We start from the raw sequence: 18,657 nt of genomic DNA, 5'->3' as shown, positions 1-18,657 counted from the left end.
TGTTCGCGGTACGGCCGTATGTGCACCAGGCCCCCAGGGGCGCGGGTGTGAGCAGCGGCCGGCCCGTCAACACTTGTTGACGATCAGGAGAAAGCTGTGATCCAGCAGGAGTCGCGACTGCGCGTCGCCGACAACACGGGTGCCAAGGAGATTCTCTGCATCCGTGTTCTCGGTGGCTCCGGTCGCCGCTACGCCGGTATCGGTGACGTCATCGTCGCCACCGTCAAGGACGCGATCCCCGGCGGTTCGGTGAAGAAGGGCGACGTCGTCAAGTGCGTCGTCGTTCGCACCGTCAAGGAGCGCCGCCGTCCGGACGGCTCGTACATCCGCTTCGACGAGAACGCGGCCGTCGTTCTCAAGAACGCCGATGGCGACCCCCGCGGTACCCGCATCTTCGGCCCGGTGGGCCGCGAGCTGCGCGACAAGAAGTTCATGAAGATCATCTCGCTGGCGCCGGAGGTGCTCTAACCCATGGCGAACAGCATGAAGATCAAGAAGGGTGACCTGGTCCAGGTCATCACCGGCAAGGACAAGGGCAAGCAGGGCAAGGTCATCCAGGCCCTCCCCGCCGAGAACAAGGTCCTGGTCGAGGGTGTCAACCGGGTCAAGAAGCACACCAAGCCGGGCCCCGGCACCCAGGGTGGCATCGTGACCGTCGAGGCCCCGGTGCACATCTCCAACGTCCAGCTGGTCGTGGAGAAGGACGGCAAGAAGGTCGTCACCCGGGTCGGTTACCGCTTTGACGACCAGGGCAACAAGATCCGCGTTGCCAAGCGGACCGGTGAGGACATCTGATGTCTGAGACGACTGTTGAGAAGGTGACCCCCCGCCTCAAGGAGAAGTACCTCTCCGAGGTCAAGGGTCAGCTGCACGAGGACTTCTCGTACGAGAACGTCATGCTGATCCCCGGCCTGGTCAAGGTCGTGGTCAACATGGGTGTCGGCGAGGCCGCCCGTGACAGCAAGCTGATCGAGGGTGCCATCAAGGACCTGACCGCGATCACCGGTCAGAAGCCGGCCGTCACCAAGGCCCGCAAGTCCATCGCGCAGTTCAAGCTGCGCGAGGGCCAGCCGATCGGCGCCCACGTCACCCTCCGCGGTGACCGCATGTGGGAGTTCGTGGACCGTCTGGTGTCGCTGGCGCTGCCGCGTATCCGTGACTTCCGCGGCCTCTCGCCCAAGCAGTTCGACGGCCGTGGAAACTACACCTTCGGTCTGACCGAGCAGGTCATGTTCCACGAGATCGACCAGGACAAGGTCGACCGTCAGCGCGGTATGGACATCACCGTCGTGACCACCGCTCAGACCGACGATGAGGGCCGGGCGCTGCTGCGCGCTCTGGGCTTCCCTTTCAAGGAGGCGTGAGCCATGGCGAAGAAGGCCCTGATCGCTAAGTCCGAGCGCAAGCCGAAGTTCGGCGTCCGGGCGTACACCCGGTGCCAGCGCTGCGGCCGTCCGCACTCGGTGTACCGCAAGTTCGGCCTGTGCCGTGTGTGCCTCCGTGAGATGGCCCACCGCGGCGAGCTGCCGGGCGTGACCAAGAGCTCCTGGTAGTCCCTACCAGCTGTTCTGACATCAGCGAGCAGTTGCCCGACCTCGACGCTTTTGGGTTCCCGCGAGGGATCCCGTAAGGTGTTGGGGTCGGGCCCCTGCTGCGGCGTCCCCTCCGGGCGACCCGCGGCCTTCCTGTGAGGGCCCGCGCACATTCAGTCTTACTACGTCGTAGGTCCCCTGCGCTTGTGCCCCTTTCGCACTCCACCGAGTGCGCGGAGGGGGACCTGGTGCGGAGAAACCACGGCGGGAGAGGCCTGAGGCCACCATGACCATGACCGACCCCATCGCAGACATGCTCACGCGTCTGCGTAACGCGAACTCGGCGTACCACGACTCCGTGGCGATGCCGGCCAGCAAGATCAAGGCGCACGTCGCCGAGATCCTGCAGCAGGAGGGGTACATCTCCTCCTACAAGGTTGAGGAGCCCACCGAGAACGAGGTCGGCAAGAAGCTGACCATCGAGCTCAAGTTCGGCCCCAACCGCGAGCGTTCCATCGCCGGCATCAAGCGCATCAGCAAGCCGGGTCTGCGTGTGTACGCAAAGTCCACCAACCTGCCGAAGGTTCTCGGCGGCCTGGGCGTGGCGATCATCTCCACGTCCTCCGGCCTCCTGACCGACAAGCAGGCCGCCAAGAAGGGCGTAGGCGGAGAAGTTCTCGCCTACGTCTGGTAATTCGGGAAACGGAGGTACAGCAATGTCGCGCATTGGACGGCTGCCCATCCAGGTTCCCGCTGGTGTGGACGTCACCATCGACGGCCAGACGGTCTCGGTGAAGGGCCCCAAGGGCTCGCTCACCCACGTCGTCGCCGCGCCGATCGAGATCGGCAAGGACGAGGACGGCACTCTGGTCGTCACTCGCCCGAACGACGAGCGTCAGTCGAAGGCCCTGCACGGCCTGTCGCGCACGCTGGTGGCGAACATGATCACCGGCGTGACCGCGGGCTACCGCAAGTCGCTGGAGATCAGCGGCGTCGGCTACCGAGTCACGGCGAAGGGCTCCGACATGGAGTTCGCGCTGGGCTACAGCCACCCGATCCTGGTCACCGCGCCGGAGGGGATCTCCTTCGTCGTCGAGACGCCCACCAAGTTCCACGTGGACGGCACCGACAAGCAGAAGGTCGGCGAGATCGCCGCCAAGATCCGCAAGCTGCGCAAGCCCGACCCGTACAAGGCCAAGGGCGTCAAGTACGCGGGCGAGGTCATCCGCCGCAAGGTCGGAAAGAGTGGTAAGTAAGCGATGAGCGTCTCTGTCAAGATCGGCAAGGGCAACGCCTACAAGAACGCCGCCCGCAAGCGCCGTGCCATTCGCGTTCGCAAGCGCGTCGTCGGCACCGAGGTGCGTCCGCGCCTCGTCGTGACGCGTTCGAACCGCCACATGGTCGCCCAGGTCATCGACGACGCCAAGGGTCACACCCTGGCGTCGGCGTCCACCCTCGACGTGTCCATCAAGGGCACCGAGGGCGACAAGACCGAGCTGGCCAAGAAGGTCGGAAGCCTGGTCGCCGAGCGCGCCAAGGCCGCCGGCGTCGAGTCGGTCGTCTTCGACCGCGCGGGCAACCGGTACGCCGGCCGCATCGCCGCCCTGGCGGACGCGGCCCGCGAGTCCGGGCTCGACTTCTAAGCCGCTCGTCGACTCTGTCGGCGGACGTAAACGAGAGAGGTAATTCCAATGGCTGGACCCCAGCGCCGCGGTAGCGGCGCCGGCGGCGGCACCGGTGGCGAGCGGCGCGACCGTAAGCGTGACGACCGGGGCGGCGCCCCCGTCGCCGAGAAGACCGCTTACGTCGAGCGCGTGGTCGCGATCAACCGTGTCGCCAAGGTTGTCAAGGGTGGTCGTCGCTTCAGCTTCACCGCGCTGGTCGTGGTGGGCGACGGTGACGGCACCGTGGGTGTCGGTTACGGCAAGGCGAAGGAGGTTCCGGCCGCCATCGCCAAGGGCGTTGAGGAGGCCAAGAAGAACTTCTTCAAGGTCCCCCGTATCCAGGGCACCATCCCGCACCCCATCCAGGGCGAGAAGGCCGCCGGCGTCGTGCTGCTGAAGCCGGCGTCCCCCGGTACCGGTGTTATCGCCGGTGGCCCGGTGCGTGCCGTCCTGGAGTGCGCCGGCGTTCACGACATCCTGTCGAAGTCGCTCGGCTCGGACAACGCGATCAACATCGTGCACGCCACCGTGGCCGCTCTGAAGGGCCTCGTGCGCCCCGAGGAGATCGCCGCCCGTCGTGGCCTGCCCCTGGAGGACGTGGCCCCGGCCGCGCTGCTCCGGGCCCGTGCGGCTGGGGTGAGCGCCTGATGGCTCGCCTGAAGGTCACCCAGACCAAGTCGTACATCGGTAGCAAGCAGAACCACCGTGACACCCTGCGCTCGCTCGGCCTCAAGCGGCTGAACGACACCGTGGTGAAGGAGGACCGCCCGGAGATCCGCGGCATGGTCCACACCGTTCGCCACCTGGTCACGGTCGAGGAGGTGGACTGATCATGTCGGACTCGCCGATCAAGCTCCACAACCTGAAGCCCGCCCCGGGTGCCAAGAAGGACAAGATCCGCGTTGGTCGCGGTGAGGGCTCCAAGGGTAAGACTGCAGGTCGTGGCACCAAGGGCACCAAGGCCCGCTACCAGGTTCCGCAGCGCTTCGAGGGTGGCCAGATGCCCCTCCACATGCGCCTGCCGAAGCTGAAGGGCTTCAAGAACCCGGCCCACAAGCAGTTCCAGGTCGTGAACCTGGACAAGCTGGCCGAGCTCTACCCGAACGGTGGCGAGGTCACCGTGGCCGGTCTGGTCGAGAAGGGCGCCGTTCGCAAGAACGAGCTCGTCAAGGTCCTCGGCCAGGGCGACATCGCGGTGGCGCTGCAGGTGACGGTCGACGCCGTCTCCGGCTCGGCCACCGAGAAGATCACCGCGGCCGGCGGTTCGGTCACCGAACTGCTCTGACGCGCGCGACACCGGGGCCCCGGTCCTCCCGAACGGGAGGGCCGGGGCCTTCGCCGTGCCCGCGCGCCGCTGTCGTGCCCGCGCCGTGTCCGCCCCCGCGCGCCGCTGTCGTGCCCGCGCCCGTGCTGTGTCCGGGAGCACACCGGGAGCCGGTGTGCCGGGCCTGGACGGACGACTAGGATGGGCGGCCGTTGCCCGGGGTCCGCCCGGCTCGTCCGATGGAGCTGTGACCGTGCTGGGTGCTGTCGTTCCCGGGGCACCCCTGCGCGAGCGGGTTGCGGCGCCCGGCTCGTCCGTGGACGCACCGTCCGGTTCCGGCCCGTTGGGGCCGGACTGGGAACGGCACCCGGACAGCCCCGAGACCGCCTACACCCGGCCCGCGCTGACCCCGCTGGACGGCCGCGAGGCCAACCACCGGGCGGTCACCGCGCTGCTGGACGCCGCCGGCGTCGAACACTTCACCGTGCCGGGCATCGACGACCGCAGCTCCGCGGTCGGCGTCCCGGAGCACCGCCGGGCCGCCGCGCTGGCCGCCCTCGCCACCGGGGCCGCGGCCTCCGGCGCCCGGATCACCGCCGTCCGCCCCGGCCGGCCCGCCGAGCGCCCCCGCCCCGCCGACCCGGTCGACCGGGACCGGCTGGCCGACACCCCGGTGCTCCAGCTGTCCTGGCCGCTGCTCGACCCGACCGGCGCCCTGGCGCTCGGGCACGAGTACGGCTGCGCGGTCGAGTTCTGGACGGCCGACGGCCCCTGGCTGCGCGCCCCCCGGCCCAACCGGATCACCGGGCGGATAGCCGCCGACGGCCCGCCGGTCGAGCTGCCCGCCCACCTGTTCACCCGGCTGCTGTCCCCGCACGGCACCGACCCGGTCAACCGCCGGCCGGTGCGCAGCCGCGCCGAGTTCGACCGCACCGGCATCGACGCGATCACCTTCCCGGTGGACCTCGTCTACACCTGGGTGGACGGCACCGACCCGGCCTGGCGGCGGCGCAAGGCCGAGACCTCCGGCGCGGTCTACCACGCCGAGTCCGCGAGCGACGCCCGCTTCCTCAGCCGGGACGAACTCCGTTACTCGCTGCGGTCGTTGCGGCTGAACGCGCCCTGGGTGCGGAACGTGTACGTGGTCACCGACGACCAGCGCCCGGCCTGGCTGGACGAGAGCGCGCCGGGCCTGCGGATCGTCCCGCACCGGGAGATCTTCGCCGACCCGGCCGACCTGCCGACCTTCAACTCGCACGCCATCGAGTCCCAGCTGCACCGGATCGACGGCCTCGCCGAGCACTTCCTGTACCTCAACGACGACATGTTCGTCGGCCGCCCGCTCAGCCCGCACGCCTTCTTCACCCCGACCGGGATCGCCAAGCACTTCCCCTCCGCGGCGCGCATCCCGCTCGGCCCGGTCACCCCCGAGGACACCCCGGTCGACGCGGCCTGCAAGAACAACCGGGCCCTGCTCCAGGAGTGCTTCGGCCGGGTCAACTCCCAGCCGATGGACCACATCCCGTACGCCCTGCTGCGCAGCGTGCTGGCCGAGATGGCGGAGCGCTTCCCGACCGAGTGGGCCCGCACCGCGGGCAGCCGGTTCCGCGCGATGACCGACCTCTCGGTGACCTCCTCGCTGCACCACTACTACGCGCTGTTCACCGGCCGGTCGGTGCCGAGTTCGCTCCAGTACGGCTACGTCCAGCTCGCCCACCCCGAACTCGCCCAGCGGCTGGCCCGGATGCTCGCCCGGCGCGACCGGGACGCGATCTGCGTCAACGACGCGTTCTCCGCGCCGGAGGACATGGCGGCCCAGAACGCGGTCCTCGGGCCCTGGCTGGAGGCGTACTTCCCGACCCGCAGCCGCTACGAGCGGGAGCCGGCGTGAGCGGCGGCCGGCGGACGGACGGGGGGCCCGCGCAGGGGCGCGGGCCCGAGCACAGGGAGAGCAGGGATGGCAGCGGACGCCACGCACGTCGTCGGTAACACCTACCGGGCGCTGGTCCCGGCCGGGATCCGCCGACGGGTCAGCACCCAGCTGTCGAAGGACGCGCGCACCAGGATCAAGCGCCAACTGGCGGTCGCCGCGGCCCCCGCGGACCGCTACCGGACCGAGCGGATCCACCGCCGGCTGCAGCGCACCGCGGCCGGCGCCGACGGGGTCCGCCGGCTGCCCGGCGGCCGGCTCGCCCAGGTCCACGAGGAGCTGACCCCGCTCGAAGTGCTGCGCCACAACCTGGAGTTGACCGCCCGCACGCTGGACGCGGCGGGCGTCGACTGGTTCGCGGTGCCCGCCGTCAACGACCGGCACGCCGCGCTGGCGGTCGCCGCCCGCGACCGGGTCCGGGTGTACCGGGCGCTGGCCGCGGCGTTCCGCGAGGCGCCCGGCACCGTCGAGCAGGTGCTGCCCGCGCCCCGCAACGCCAAGCCCCACTACGGGGCGGACGTCCGGTTCGGGCGGCTCGACGGCGCCAAGGTGATCCGGGTCGGCTGGCTGCGCTCCGACCCCAGCGGCGGACTGGTCATCGGCACCAGCGTCGCCGTCGAGATCGAGTTCTGGACCAGGCGCGGCAACCGGCTCACCGGCCCCCGGCACAACCGGGTGATGCGCACCCTGCCCGCCGACGCCCCGCTCACCACCGCCCCGCTGGGCGTCTTCACCCAGTACGCGGGCGGCCCCGACGACGGCCTGCGGCTGCGCACCCGCGCCGAGTTCACCGTCCGCCGCGCCGACGAGACCGACTTCGACATCGACGCGGTCTGCCTCGACGCGCCCGGCGACGACCCCGAACTGCTCCGCGCCACCCTGCGCTCGCTGCACCAGTACGCGCCCTGGCTGCGCCGGATCCACCTGCTCACCACCCGGCAGGCCCCCGACTGGCTCGCCGACCACCCCGCGCTGCGGGTCCACCTGGCCGAGCTGCCGCCCGGCCGGCAGCCCGAGGACGTCCGGGCCGGACTGCACCTGCTGCCCGGACTGGCCGAGCACTTCGTGCTGTTCCCGGCCGGGGCGATGCTCGGCCAGCGCGCCAAACCGCACCTCTTCTTCACCCCGTTCGGCTACCTGCGGACCTTCGCCGCCGACGCCGACGGCAGCGAGTCCCCGGACGAGCCCTGGCGGACCGTCCTGGAGGCCGAGTTCGGCCGCACCGTGGCCGGCACCGCCCGCCCGGGCCCGCACGCCCGGCTGCGCTCGCTGTGCGCGACGCTCGCCGACCGCCTCCCGCCCGGCGCGCCCCGCACCCGCGCGGAGCGCTCCGGCCTGGCCGCCGACCCGCACGACTGCCTGCACCAGTACTGGGCGTACGCCGAGGGCCGCGGCCTGCCCGGCTCGGCCCGGCTGGTCGCGCTGCGCGCCGACGCGCCGTTCGCCGCCGCCCGGCTGTCCCGGATGCTGGCCCGGCGGGACGCCGCGCTGCTCCAGTTCGGCGGCCTGGCCGACCCCGAGACCCCCGCCGACGCCGCCGAGGCGGTCCGCGAACTGCTGCGCACCTACTTCCCGGTGCGCTCCCCCTACGAGCGGGCCGACCGGTCCGCCGCCGGGGCCGACCTGCCCCCCGGGGCGGAAAGGGGCCGGGCGTGAACGCGCAGAACCCCGAGGGGTCGCGGCTGGTCGGGGTGTACCGCAACGCGCTGCCCCCGCAGGCCCGCAGCCTGCTGGCCAACTCGATCCCGGCCGGCGTCCGCAGCCGGGTCAAGCGGGCCGTCGCCGAGGTGCCCAACCCGCGGAGCCTGGTCGCCGCCCGCGGCCGGCGGCTGCTGCGCGGCTGGCCGGAGCTGGCCGGTACCGACGCCGACGGCGTCCCGCGCGCCACCGTGTTCGGCAACCTGGTGGTGCTGGTCCACCGCCGCCCGCGCCCGGTCGACCTGCGCGAGCACGTGCTGCGGATGGTCACCACCGCGCTGGCCGACGCCGGGGTGCGGCACTTCGCCCTGCGCGGCCCGTCCGACCTGCGCACCTGCGTGGCCGTCCCGGACGGCGAGCGGGCCGCCGCCGAACGCGCGCTGCGCGCCCTGGGCACCCGCACCCCCTGTTACGCCGCCGCCACCGACCGGGCCGGCGAACTCGCCGGCGAGCTGCGCGAGATGTCCGAGGAGGCCACCTGGAGACGGCTGCGCGGCACCCGCACCCTCCGGGTCGCCCAGCTGTGGACCGACCCGGGCGCGAAACTGCTGATGGGCTTCACCTACGGCTGCGAGGTGGAGTTCTGGAGCGCCGCGACCGGCGTCCTCACCGCCCCCCGGCCCAACCGCTCCGCGGTCACGCTGCCCGAGCACGGCCGGGAGAGCGACGTCCCGCTGGGCCGGCTGGGCCAGTTCACCGACCCGTACCTGCCCACCCCCGCCACCGTCCGGACCCGGCCCGAGCTCACCGTCCGCCGCCCCGAGGACGTCGACTTCCCGATCGACGTGGTCTACACCTGGGTGGACGGCGCCGACCCCGGCTGGCAGCGCCGGCGCGCCGCCGCGGCCGGCGCGGGGGCCTACCACCGGCAGTCCGCGAACGCCGCCCGCTACCTCAACCGCGACGAACTGCGCTACTCGCTGCGCTCGCTGCACCTGTACGCCCCGTGGGTGCGCCGGGTCCACCTGGTCACCGACGGCCAGCGCCCCGGCTGGCTGACCGACGCCCACCCGCGGCTGCGGGTGGTCGACCACCGGGAGATCTTCGTCGACCCGGCCGACCTGCCGACCTTCAACTCGCACGCCATCGAGTCCCAGCTGCACCGGATCGACGGCCTCGCCGAGCACTTCCTGTACTTCAACGACGACATGTTCCTCGGCCGGCCCGCGCTCCCGCAGCAGTTCTTCCTGGCCAACGGCACCACCCGGTTCTTCCCCTCCGACGCGCTGATCCCGCCCGGGCCGCCGACCCCGGCCGACGCCCCGGTCAACGCGGCCGGCAAGAACAACCGGGAACTGGTCAGGAGCCGCTTCGGCACCGTGATCACCCAGAAGATGCTGCACGTCCCGTACCCGCTGCGGCGCAGCGTGCTGGCCGAGCTCGCCGCCGAGTTCGCCCCGCAGGTGCGGGCGACCGCCGCCAACCGCTTCCGCGGCCTCGGCGACGTCGCGGTGCCGTCCTCGCTGTACCACTACTTCGCCTACCACACCGGGCGCGCCACCCCCGGCGAACTCGCCTACACCTACCTGGACCTGGGGCTGCCCAACGTGGAGCGCCGGCTGGGCATCCTGCTGGCCGGGCGGGACCGCGACGCGTTCTGCCTGAACGACACCGTCACCGAGCCGGACGCCGCCCACGACCGGGCCGTGCGGAACTTCCTGGAGGCGTACTTCCCCGTGCCCAGCCCGTTCGAGAAGCCCGGAGCCGTCTCGTGAGGATCGCCTTCCTCATCAACAACGTCTACGGGATCGGCGGCACCAACCGCACCGTGATCAACCTCGCCCAGGGGCTCTCCTCCCGGCACCGGGTGGAGATCGTCTCGGTGTTCCGCCGCCAGGAGACCACCCGGTTCGAGATCCCGCCCGGCGTCGCGCTGACCCCGCTGGTCGACCTGCGCGGCGGCGGCTCCGGCGCCGACCGCGGCCACCCGCTGCTGGCCGAGCCGACCGGGGAGGTGCCGCCGCAGGAGGAGTTCCACGCCCAGTACAGCCGGCTCTCCGACCAGCGGATCCGCGAGTACCTGGAGCGCACCGACGCGGACGTGGTGGTCGGCACCCGCTCCAGCCTGAACCTGTTCGTCGCCCGGTACGGCCGCGAGGACTGCGTCCGGGTCGCCCAGGAGCACATGACGCACCTGGACATCCCGGTCGAGGTGCGCGCCGAGATGGCCCGCGCCTACCCCCGGCTCGACCTGGTCACCACCGTCACCGAGGCCGACGCCCTGACCTTCCGGACCACCACCCCGGTCCCCGGCGTGCCCGTGCTGTGCGTGCCCAACAGCGTCCCCGAACCGCCCGTCCGGCCCGCCGACCCGGCCTCCCGGCTGGTCGTCGGGGCCGGCCGGCTCGACCCGGTCAAGCGCTACGACCTGCTGATCCGCGCCTTCGACCGGCTGCGCGACGAGTTCCCCGACTGGCGGCTGCGGATCTACGGCCAGGGCACCGAACGCGCCGCCCTGCGCGCCCTGATCAGCGACCTGCGGGCCACCGAGCGGATCCTGCTGATGGGCAGCGCCGCCCCGCTCGACCCCGAGTGGGCGAAGGGCTCGATCGCCGCGGTCACCTCCGAGCGCGAGTCCTTCGGCATGACCGTGGTCGAGGCGATGCGCTGCGGCCTGCCGGTCGTCGCCACCGACTGCCCGGTCGGCCCGCGCGAGATCATCCGGGACGGCGAGGACGGCCTGCTCGTCCCCACCGGCGACGTCGACGGCATCACGGCCGGCCTGCGCACCCTGATGGCCGACCCCGCGCTGCGCGCCCGGATGGCCGCCGCCGCCCTGGACGGCTCCCGCCGCTACGACCCCGGGCGGATCGCCGAACGCTACGCCGGGCTGTTCCGGGAGGCCGCCGCCCGCCGCGGCCTGCGCCCCGCCGGAGCCGGAGCCGGAGCCGACGCCGGTGCCGTCCCCGCCGACCCCGGCGCCGGGGCGCACCCCCCGGCCGACGGCCAGCTGGCCCGCGGCACCGTCCGGGCGATGGGCTGGGTCCGCCGCTTCTGGACCCCCGGCACCGTCGGCAAGGGCGGTCTGGCCCTGGTCGCCGCCGCGGCCGGCGCCGCCGTCCGGGTCACCGCGGCCACCGCCCACCTCGACCTCACCGACCCCGACCCGCTGCTCGCCGTCGACCTGCCCGCCGACCAGGCCGACGGCCTGCGGCTGCTGCTGCGCGAGGTCGGCGACCTGCGCAGCACCCGGCTGGTCGACCTGCCCGCCGCCCCGGTCGCGGACCCGCCGCCCGGCAAGGTCCGGCTGGCCGTCCGGCTCGGCCCCGAGCTGCGCGCCGCCCTGTACGAGGGCCGCTGGACCGTCGTCCTGGAGACCGCCTCCGGCGTCCGCTCCCGGGTCACCGCCGGCCTGCGCGAGACCCGGCGGCTGGTCGCCGACCGCGAGCGCTTCCTCGCCGACCCCGGCTCGCTGCCCGCCGTCGACTGGCTGACCCCGTACGTCACCAAGGAGGGCCACCTGGCCCTGCGCTCCTGGCGGCGGACCCGGCACGCCGAGTGCACGGCCGTGCTGGTCGGCGCCGACGGGCGGCTGGGCATCGAGGGCGCGGTGGTCGGCCCGGTGGCGCTGGCCGACCGGCCCCGGCTGCGGCTGCGCCGCCGGGGCGCGACCGGCACCGTGCTGGAGTTCGCCGGCCGCGCCACCGGCCGCCGGTTCCGGTTCGAGCTGTCCGCCGAGGACCTCGCGCTGGCCCGGCTCAACCGCTGGGAGGACTGGGACGCCTGGCTGCTGCCCGCCCCCGCCGGACCGGACCCCGACCGGACCGCCGCCGACGCCGCCCGCACCCTCGACGTCGACACCGGCCTGCGGGCCGGCCTGGACAACCAGACCGCGCTGGTCGACCTCGACGCCGACCCGGACGGCCCGGCCGCCCCTGGAGCCGTGGCCGCCCCCGCCCCCGCCGCCCCCGCCGCGGACCCGGCCGCGCCCCTGCGGCTCGCCCGGATCCTGGACGACTTCACCGACGCCAAACCGATCCTGGAGTACCCGGCGGCGTCCCTGGTCGACGGCGGCGTCCCCGGCTACGCCCTGGTGCTGCCCGCCGCCCGGATCGACGTCCGCCCGTACTGCACCGGCAAGGGCGAACTCTCCTTCCAGGTGGTCGAACGGGACTGACCGGCCGCGCTCACAGCGCCCGCCACTCGCCGAACGCCCCGGCCGCCGCGTCGTAGCCGGCCACCCGCGGGTGGCCGTCCGCGCCCAGCACCGCCGCCACCGGCCCGCCCCCCGGCCCCGTCACCAGCGCGGCCGAGCGCAGCACCGCCAGGTCGGTCGGGCGCGCCCAGGGCACCCGCACCCCGGCCGCGTTCCGGACCAGCGCGTACGGCGACAGGTCGGTGCCGAGCCGGGCCAGCAGCGCGTCGGTGGCGTCGTGGCCGACCCAGACCGCCGCGACCGGGCCGATCCCGTCCGCGCCGCCGACGTCCTCCGACTCCTGCGGCCACGGACCGGTCGGCCCGGAGCGGCGCTGCACCCGGACCGCGGCGGTCTTCGCCTCCCGGTACACCAGCAGCGGGCTGCCCTGCCCGTCCTCCAGCGCGGTCACCCGCCCGCTGGCGACCAGCCCGGTCGGCACCGCGGTGTTCCGGCCGAACGGGCCGCCGGGCGACTGCTGGGTCCAGGACCGGGTGGAGTGCTTGTCCGGCACGAAGACCCGGACCAGCCCGTCCCGCCCGGTGTACGCGGACGGCCCGTCCTGCACCGCGGTGCCGCCGAGCGGGGCCCACTCGCCCCAGCCGCCGTCCGCGCCGCGCACCCGCAGGCTCAGGCCCTGCGAGAAGTCGCGCACCAGCACGTGCAGCCGCCCCTCGCCGTCCACCGCGGCCGCGGGCACGCCGAGTTCGCGCTGCTCCTGCCGCCTGCCGGCGTCCGGGTTGCCGACCGACTCCCACGGCCCGAACGACTCGGCGCCGCGCTCCCGGACGGCGTGCACCACGTCCAGGGTCGCGCCGCCGCCGCTGCCGTCCTCGGTGCGCCGCAGCCCGACCAGGTGCAGCCGCCCGTCCGGGCCGCACAGCGCGCTGACCACGGGCAGCATCCAGCCCTCGCCGCGCCCCTGGTCGACCGGCTCGCCGCCGGTCCAGTCCCCGCGCCCGGCGGTCCGCTCCCGCCAGCCCACCACCCGGCCGGCCAGCACCGCGAACGCCGCCAGCCGCCCGTCGGCGTCCCGGACCAGCCAGTCGGTGGTCGGCTCGTGCCGCAGCTTGGTGCTGTAGATGTGGGTCGAGCGCAGCGGGTCCGGGCCCAACTGGTAGTCGCCGCAGTCGTGTCCGGGGCAGGGCCGGCCGTCGGCGCCCGCGTAGGTCAGCACCGACTCGGCCTTGCCGGCCACGTCCGGGCCGGACAGGTCGTAGGGCCAGAACCGGTTCGCGTAGCCGCGGTAGTGGTCGACGGCGGGCGCGTCGCCGGTGGCGTCCCGGTGGCGGGCGACCGCGCGCAGCGCGAACTGGGAGACCGCGGTGTGGTCCCGGTGGTCCGAGGACTCGATGCCGGGCAGCCCCGGGTCGTGCTCCGGGTCCGGGTCGAGGGTGCGCACCACGTGCGGGCGGTGCCGGCCGAGCAGGTCGACGAGGGCCTCGACGACCTGCTCGCGGCCGACCGACTGGACGTCCTTCACCGGCGAACCCGGCACCGGCAGGGTGTCCATCGCCGCCACCGCGCCCGACCACAGCTCCAGCACGCCTCGGTAGGGTTGCTCCTGCTTGCGGATGTTCAGGAAGTAGAGGTGCAGCCCGGGCCGTTCGGCCAGGGTGCAGTGCTCGGCGGTCAGCCCGCCGCCCAGCGCGACCGCCTCCAGCGTCCAGGCCGCGTCCGCCGAACCGGTCGCCATCCGGGCGTACGCCGCCCGGTGCCCGTTGTGCCGGGCCGCGCTGTACTTCGCGTAGTCGGCGGGAACCGCGGACCGGCCCGGGTCGTCCGTGTCGACGTTGACGCCGTCGCCCTCGGCGGCGGTCACCACCACGGTCGCCAGCCGGCAGCCGCGGGCGATCGCCTGCTGCAGGCCGGGGTTGACGAAGTACAGGTCGTCGTCCGGGTGCGCCACTATCTGCAGGAAGGACAGCCGGGACGCGTCCTGGAACGGCCCGGTCTCCCGGACCGGGGCCGGAACCGCCGACGGCCCGGGCCGCTCGTCGCGGTGGGTCAGTGCCCAGCCCGCCCACTCCAGCGCGCCCACCGACCCGAGGCCGACGATCGAGGCCGTGAGGAGCTTGCGGCGGGTGGTGGTGAGGCGGAGAAAATCCATGGGACGGAATCTTAGGCAGTCACCCCGGAGAGGGTGACGGGGCGAGGGAGTTGACGGGCCATGAACGAGCCGCGGAACGCCGAGCGGACCCCCTTGCGCGGACGGCTGCGCCGGATCCTCGCCCCCCGCCCGGCCGCCGACGCCGCCGCCCCGGCGGCCCCCACCGCCGCCCCGGCCTCCGCCGCCGCCCCGGCCGGCGAGCGCCGCCGGCCCGACCCGGGCTCGGTGCTCCAGGTCGTCGCGCACCCCGACGACGACCTGTACTTCGTCAACCCGGACACCGCCCGCTCGATCGCCGCCGGGGCCGAACTGCTCACCGTGGTGCTGACCGCCGCCGAGGGCGACGGCCGCAACCTCGACACCGGCTACTGGGCGCGCGACAAGGCCCCGCAGGACCACGCCCGGTACAGCGCGGCCCGGCACAACGGCCTGCGCCGGGCCTACGCGCGGATGGCGGCCGGGTCGGCGGACGCGCCCTGGCACCGGGAGGCGGTGCGGCTCCCCGGCGGCCTGACCGTCGAGGTCGACACCCTGCTGGCCGCCCAGCACGTGCGGCTGTGCTTCGTGCAGACCGCCCACCAGGTCACCGACGACCGGCGCACCCCCCGCGGCCTGCGCCAGCTCTGGCTCGGCGAGGTGGAGCGGGCCCGCACCCTGCCGGTGGCCGGCTCCCCGGTGCGGGAGGCCCAGGAGTTCGACCGCGAGCAGCTGATCGAGGCCCTGGCCGGGCTGATGGAGGACGCCGCGCCCACCGTGGTGCGCACCCTCGACCCGGACCCGGAGCACGACGGCGGCAAGTCCGAGTACGCCTACTCCGACCACCACGAGCACACCGTCACCGCCGAGTTCACCCTCGCCGCCGTCCGCCGCCACGCCGAGCGCACCGGCGCCGCCCCGGCCGTCGACCACTACCGCGGCTACGCCAACCGCTACTGGGCGTTCAACCTGAGCCGGGCCGTCGCCGCCGACAAGGCCGACCTGCTGCACACCTACGCCGGCGCCGACGGCGTCCCCGACCCCGACGGCGACCTCGGCGACCTCCAGCTCGGCACCAACCCGTACCGCTCCACCCACCTGCTCTCCACCGCGCACCGCTACGCCCCCGGCACCGGCCGGCTGCTGCGCCGCGCCGACGGCACCCTGCTGGTCTGGGCGGTGCTGGCCGGCCGGGCCGAGGTGTGGGAGCAGCACCCGGACGGCGAGGGCTGGTCCGGCCCCCGGCGGCTGGACGGCGACTGGCTGGCCCCGGTGCTGGCCGCCGCGGCCGGCCCGGACGGCTCCGCCCACCTGGTCGGGCTGCGCCGCCGCGGGCTGCCGGCCGGCCCGGAGGTCGACCTGGTGCACGCCTGCTCGCCGGCCCCCGGCGAGCCCTTCGGGCCGTGGACCCCGCTCGGCAACCCGGACGCCGACCGCCCCGACCCCCGCACCCGCCGCGAACCCGGGGTGCCCGCCGCCGCGGTGGACGGCCGCGGCGCGCTGCACGTCTTCGTCCGCGACTACGCGCAGGGCCTCTCGCACCGGACGGCCGGCGCGGGCGGCTGGGAGTCGCTCGGCGGCGACTTCCTGCAGGACTCCCCGGTGGCGCTGACCACCGCCAGCGGCCGGGTCGAGGTGTACGCCCCGGGCAAGCAGACGGTGCGCCGCTGGTACCAGAAGCGGCCGGGCGCCGGGTTCACCCGGGACTTCTCGCTCACCACCATGCACCCGGCCAGCGGCGGGATCACCGCCGTCGAGGGCGAGCCCGACCGGATCACCCTCTACCTGCGGCAGCCGGGCACCGCGCAGGTGATGGCCTACCGGCAGCACCCGCGCGGGGGCGGCTGGCCGGAGCGGCCGGCCGGGCTGGGCGGCCGCGGCGGCACCGGCCCGGTCGCCGCGCTCCCGGTGCCGGGCCGCGGCGCGGGCGACGTGCTGCTGGCGCACCGCGACGACACCGGCGGCCTGTCGGTGTCGCTGCCGCCGGGGGAGGGGCGGCCGGGCCGGCCGGCCCCGGTGTGGTCCCGGCTCGGCGGCGAGCTGCTGCAGGCGCCGTCCGCGGCGGTCGACCGGCACGGCCGCCGGGTGCTCGCGGTGCTCGGCCCGGACGCCCGGATCCACCTGGCGCGGCAGCGGGACGCGGCCCCGGACGCCCCGTTCGGGCCCTGGCGGACGCTCTGAGCGCCGCCGGGTCCGCCGCGGCGCCCCCCGAGTACCGGTGAAAACGGGGCAAGCCGTACCCCGTGAGTGGGGGAGGCGCAGTGCACGCTTCTGCGGAGAGGCTGCTCACTGTTAGAGTCCGTGGAGTTCGCTACCCCCCTTATCAGGACCGACCCTTCCGCCGACGACGCGCGGGAGGCGCAGGAGGCACCGTGCTCAGTGCGTTCGCGCGGGCGTTCCAGACGCCCGACCTGCGCAAGAAGCTGCTGTTCACGCTGGGCATCATGGTGCTGTTCCGGCTGGGCGCCCACGTTCCCATGCCCGGGATCAACTTCCAGGCCGTTCACGCGTGCGTCAACGGCCAGAAGGAAGGACTCTTCGGGCTGGTCAACCTGTTCAGCGGCAACGCGCTGCTGCAGCTGACGATCTTCGCGCTCGGCATCATGCCGTACATCACGGCCAGCATCATCCTGCAGCTCCTTACCGTGGTCATCCCGCGGCTCGAGGCCCTGAAGAAGGAGGGGCAGTCCGGTCAGGCGAAGATCACGCAGTACACCCGCTACCTGACCATCGCCCTCGCCGTTCTGCAGGGAACCGGCATCCTGGCGACCGCTTCCAGCGGCGCCCTGTTCTCGGGCTGCCCCGAGGGCGGCAACATCGTGCCCGACCAGTCGATCTTCCGGATCGCCACCATGGTCATCATCATGACCGCGGGCACCACCGTGATCATGTGGCTCGGTGAGCTCATCACCGACCGCGGCATCGGCAACGGCATGTCCATCCTGATCTTCACCTCCATCGCGGCCGGCTTCCCCGGCTCGATGTGGGCGATCAAGGAGTCCGGCAAGCTGCTCGACGGCTGGGGCGAGTTCGCCTCCGTCATCGCGGTCGGCATCATCGTGGTCTGCCTGGTCATCTTCGTCGAGCAGGCCCAGCGCCGGATCCCGGTGCAGTACGCGAAGCGGATGGTCGGCCGGCGCTCCTTCGGCGGCACCTCGACCTACATCCCGCTGAAGGTCAACCAGGCCGGTGTCATCCCGGTCATCTTCGCCTCGTCGCTGCTGTACATCCCCGCGCTGGTGGTCCAGTTGACCAACTCGCAGGCGGACTGGGCGATCTGGATCAAGAACCACTTCGTCAAGGGCGACCACCCGGTCTACATGGCGACGTACTTCGTGCTGATCGTCTTCTTCGCCTTCTTCTACGTCGCGATCTCCTTCAACCCCGAAGAAGTCGCCGACAACATGAAGAAGTATGGTGGGTTCATCCCGGGCATCCGGGCCGGCCGGCCGACGGCCGAGTACCTGAACTACGTGCTCACCCGCATCACGTGGCCGGGTTCCCTCTACCTGGGCCTCATCGCGTTGATCCCGATGGTCGCCCTGGTCGCCTTCGGACAGCAGACCAACTTCCCGTTCGGCGGCACCTCCGTGCTCATCGTCGTCGGCGTCGGACTCGAAACTGTGAAGCAGATCGAGAGCCAACTCCAGCAGCGCAATTACGAAGGGTTCCTCCGCTGATGCGAATCGTCCTCGTCGGACCCCCCGGGGCCGGGAAGGGTACTCAGGCGCACGTTCTGGCCAAGACCCTGTCCATTCCCCACATCTCCACCGGTGACCTGTTCCGCGCCAACATCAGCCAGGGCACCCCGCTGGGTGTCGAGGCGAAGTCCTACATGGACGCCGGGCGCCTGGTGCCCGACGAGGTCACCATCGGGATGGCCAAGGACCGCATGCTCCAGCCGGACGCCGCCAACGGCTTCCTGCTGGACGGCTTCCCGCGCAACCTGGGCCAGGCCGAGGCGCTCGACGCCATCCTGGCCGAGAACGGCATCGCGCTGGACGGCGTGCTGGACCTGGAAGTCCCCGAGGACGAGGTCGTCAAGCGGATCGCCGGCCGCCGGCTGTGCCGCAACGACGGCGCCCACGTGTTCCACGTGGTGTACAACCCGCCGAAGACCGAGGGCGTCTGCGACGAGTGCGGCGGCGAGCTGTACCAGCGCTCGGACGACACCGAGGAGGCCGTGCGGGTCCGGTTGGAGGAGTACCACTCCAAGACCGAGCCGATCATCGGCTACTACCAGCAGCAGGGCCTGCTGGTCACCATCTCCGCCCTCGGCAAGGTGGACGAGGTGACCGAGCGCGCGGTCGCCGCCCTGGAGAAGAACAAGAACGCCTGACGCCACGAC

General features: G+C 73.3%; 18 protein-coding genes. 17 read left to right on the top strand and 1 reads right to left on the bottom strand.

Annotated elements, in window-relative coordinates; genetic code table 11:
* Positions 1-96: 96 nt before the first annotated feature.
* The 14 genes from rplN (at position 97) to KSE_RS45845 (ending at position 12,205) form a co-directional block, all read left to right on the top strand.
* Positions 97-468: a 50S ribosomal protein L14 gene (gene rplN, locus KSE_RS15585; protein ID WP_014136277.1), complete on the top strand. Its 372-nt coding sequence runs from the start codon at positions 97-99 to the stop codon at positions 466-468.
* Between the two features lie 15 nt (positions 469-483).
* On the top strand, positions 484-795 hold the full coding sequence (gene rplX / locus KSE_RS15580; RefSeq protein WP_033257984.1) for a 50S ribosomal protein L24: 312 nt from the start codon (positions 484-486) through the stop codon (positions 793-795).
* On the top strand, positions 795-1,364 hold the full coding sequence (gene rplE, locus KSE_RS15575; RefSeq protein WP_014136275.1) for a 50S ribosomal protein L5: 570 nt from the start codon (positions 795-797) through the stop codon (positions 1,362-1,364). The genes rplX and rplE overlap by 1 nt, the downstream gene beginning before the upstream one ends.
* Before the next feature lie 3 nt (positions 1,365-1,367).
* Complete coding sequence (locus KSE_RS15570) at positions 1,368-1,553, top strand: type Z 30S ribosomal protein S14 (RefSeq protein WP_008747480.1); 186 nt, start codon at positions 1,368-1,370, stop codon at positions 1,551-1,553.
* A gap of 265 nt (positions 1,554-1,818) precedes the next feature.
* Positions 1,819-2,226: a 30S ribosomal protein S8 gene (rpsH, locus tag KSE_RS15565; protein WP_014136274.1), complete on the top strand. Its 408-nt coding sequence runs from the start codon at positions 1,819-1,821 to the stop codon at positions 2,224-2,226.
* A gap of 22 nt (positions 2,227-2,248) precedes the next feature.
* Entirely contained in the window at positions 2,249-2,788 is a 540-nt protein-coding gene (gene rplF, locus KSE_RS15560; protein ID WP_014136273.1) for a 50S ribosomal protein L6, read from the top strand.
* A 3-nt stretch (positions 2,789-2,791) separates the two neighbouring features.
* Complete coding sequence (gene rplR, locus KSE_RS15555; RefSeq protein WP_014136272.1) at positions 2,792-3,175, top strand: 50S ribosomal protein L18; 384 nt, start codon at positions 2,792-2,794, stop codon at positions 3,173-3,175.
* 48 nt (positions 3,176-3,223) lie between these two features.
* Entirely contained in the window at positions 3,224-3,844 is a 621-nt protein-coding gene (gene rpsE, locus KSE_RS15550) for a 30S ribosomal protein S5 (RefSeq protein WP_014136271.1), read from the top strand.
* Entirely contained in the window at positions 3,844-4,026 is a 183-nt protein-coding gene (gene rpmD / locus KSE_RS15545; protein ID WP_014136270.1) for a 50S ribosomal protein L30, read from the top strand. The genes rpsE and rpmD overlap by 1 nt, the downstream gene beginning before the upstream one ends.
* 2 nt (positions 4,027-4,028) lie before the next feature.
* A complete protein-coding gene (rplO, locus tag KSE_RS15540; RefSeq protein WP_014136269.1) occupies positions 4,029-4,481 on the top strand; it encodes a 50S ribosomal protein L15 in 453 nt (150 codons plus the stop codon).
* A 295-nt stretch (positions 4,482-4,776) separates the two neighbouring features.
* Entirely contained in the window at positions 4,777-6,351 is a 1,575-nt protein-coding gene (locus tag KSE_RS15535) for a stealth conserved region 3 domain-containing protein (RefSeq protein ID WP_231873174.1), read from the top strand.
* A gap of 66 nt (positions 6,352-6,417) precedes the next feature.
* Positions 6,418-8,046 (top strand): putative polysaccharide biosynthesis protein, encoded by a 1,629-nt coding sequence (locus tag KSE_RS38480; protein WP_014136267.1) that lies wholly within the window; start codon positions 6,418-6,420, stop codon positions 8,044-8,046.
* Complete coding sequence (locus tag KSE_RS15525; RefSeq protein WP_014136266.1) at positions 8,043-9,803, top strand: stealth family protein; 1,761 nt, start codon at positions 8,043-8,045, stop codon at positions 9,801-9,803. The genes KSE_RS38480 and KSE_RS15525 overlap by 4 nt, the downstream gene beginning before the upstream one ends.
* Entirely contained in the window at positions 9,800-12,205 is a 2,406-nt protein-coding gene (locus tag KSE_RS45845) for a glycosyltransferase family 4 protein (protein ID WP_014136265.1), read from the top strand. Before KSE_RS15525 ends, KSE_RS45845 begins: the two co-directional genes overlap by 4 nt.
* 10 nt (positions 12,206-12,215) lie before the next feature.
* Here the strand turns inward: KSE_RS45845 and KSE_RS15515 are convergent, their stop codons facing one another.
* A complete protein-coding gene (locus tag KSE_RS15515) occupies positions 12,216-14,333 on the bottom strand; it encodes a PIG-L family deacetylase (RefSeq protein ID WP_014136264.1) in 2,118 nt (705 codons plus the stop codon).
* Between the two features lie 60 nt (positions 14,334-14,393).
* Here KSE_RS15515 and KSE_RS15510 point away from each other — a divergent pair, with 60 nt between their 5' ends.
* From KSE_RS15510 to KSE_RS15500, 3 genes are all read left to right on the top strand, one after another.
* A complete protein-coding gene (locus KSE_RS15510) occupies positions 14,394-16,490 on the top strand; it encodes a PIG-L family deacetylase (protein ID WP_014136263.1) in 2,097 nt (698 codons plus the stop codon).
* Between the two features lie 191 nt (positions 16,491-16,681).
* Positions 16,682-17,989, top strand: coding sequence for a preprotein translocase subunit SecY (gene secY, locus KSE_RS15505; RefSeq protein ID WP_014136262.1), 1,308 nt, complete (start codon positions 16,682-16,684; stop codon positions 17,987-17,989).
* Positions 17,989-18,648 (top strand): adenylate kinase, encoded by a 660-nt coding sequence (locus KSE_RS15500; protein WP_014136261.1) that lies wholly within the window; start codon positions 17,989-17,991, stop codon positions 18,646-18,648. The genes secY and KSE_RS15500 overlap by 1 nt, the downstream gene beginning before the upstream one ends.
* Positions 18,649-18,657: the final 9 nt, after the last annotated feature.

Source organism: Kitasatospora setae KM-6054 (assembly GCF_000269985.1).
Lineage (GTDB): Bacteria > Actinomycetota > Actinomycetes > Streptomycetales > Streptomycetaceae > Kitasatospora > Kitasatospora setae.
The sequence above is the reverse complement of the archived record's forward strand: the minus strand, read 5'-3'. Positions and strand labels throughout refer to the sequence as shown.

Excerpts from the sequence above, each read along its gene's own strand:
- KSE_RS38480 (WP_014136267.1), top strand. The coding sequence starts at position 6,418 with ATGGCAGCGGACGCCACGCACGTCGTCGGTAACACCTACCGGGCGCTG.
- rplO (WP_014136269.1), top strand. The coding sequence starts at position 4,029 with ATGTCGGACTCGCCGATCAAGCTCCACAACCTGAAGCCCGCCCCGGGT.
- KSE_RS15510 (WP_014136263.1), top strand. The coding sequence starts at position 14,394 with ATGAACGAGCCGCGGAACGCCGAGCGGACCCCCTTGCGCGGACGGCTG.
- rpsH (WP_014136274.1), top strand. The coding sequence starts at position 1,819 with ATGACCATGACCGACCCCATCGCAGACATGCTCACGCGTCTGCGTAAC.
- KSE_RS15570 (WP_008747480.1), top strand. The coding sequence starts at position 1,368 with ATGGCGAAGAAGGCCCTGATCGCTAAGTCCGAGCGCAAGCCGAAGTTC.
- rpmD (WP_014136270.1), top strand. The coding sequence starts at position 3,844 with ATGGCTCGCCTGAAGGTCACCCAGACCAAGTCGTACATCGGTAGCAAG.
- rplF (WP_014136273.1), top strand. The coding sequence starts at position 2,249 with ATGTCGCGCATTGGACGGCTGCCCATCCAGGTTCCCGCTGGTGTGGAC.
- rplR (WP_014136272.1), top strand. The coding sequence starts at position 2,792 with ATGAGCGTCTCTGTCAAGATCGGCAAGGGCAACGCCTACAAGAACGCC.
- rplX (WP_033257984.1), top strand. The coding sequence starts at position 484 with ATGAAGATCAAGAAGGGTGACCTGGTCCAGGTCATCACCGGCAAGGAC.
- KSE_RS15500 (WP_014136261.1), top strand. The coding sequence starts at position 17,989 with ATGCGAATCGTCCTCGTCGGACCCCCCGGGGCCGGGAAGGGTACTCAG.
- rplE (WP_014136275.1), top strand. The coding sequence starts at position 795 with ATGTCTGAGACGACTGTTGAGAAGGTGACCCCCCGCCTCAAGGAGAAG.
- rpsE (WP_014136271.1), top strand. The coding sequence starts at position 3,224 with ATGGCTGGACCCCAGCGCCGCGGTAGCGGCGCCGGCGGCGGCACCGGT.
- KSE_RS15515 (WP_014136264.1), bottom strand. The coding sequence starts at position 14,333 with ATGGATTTTCTCCGCCTCACCACCACCCGCCGCAAGCTCCTCACGGCC.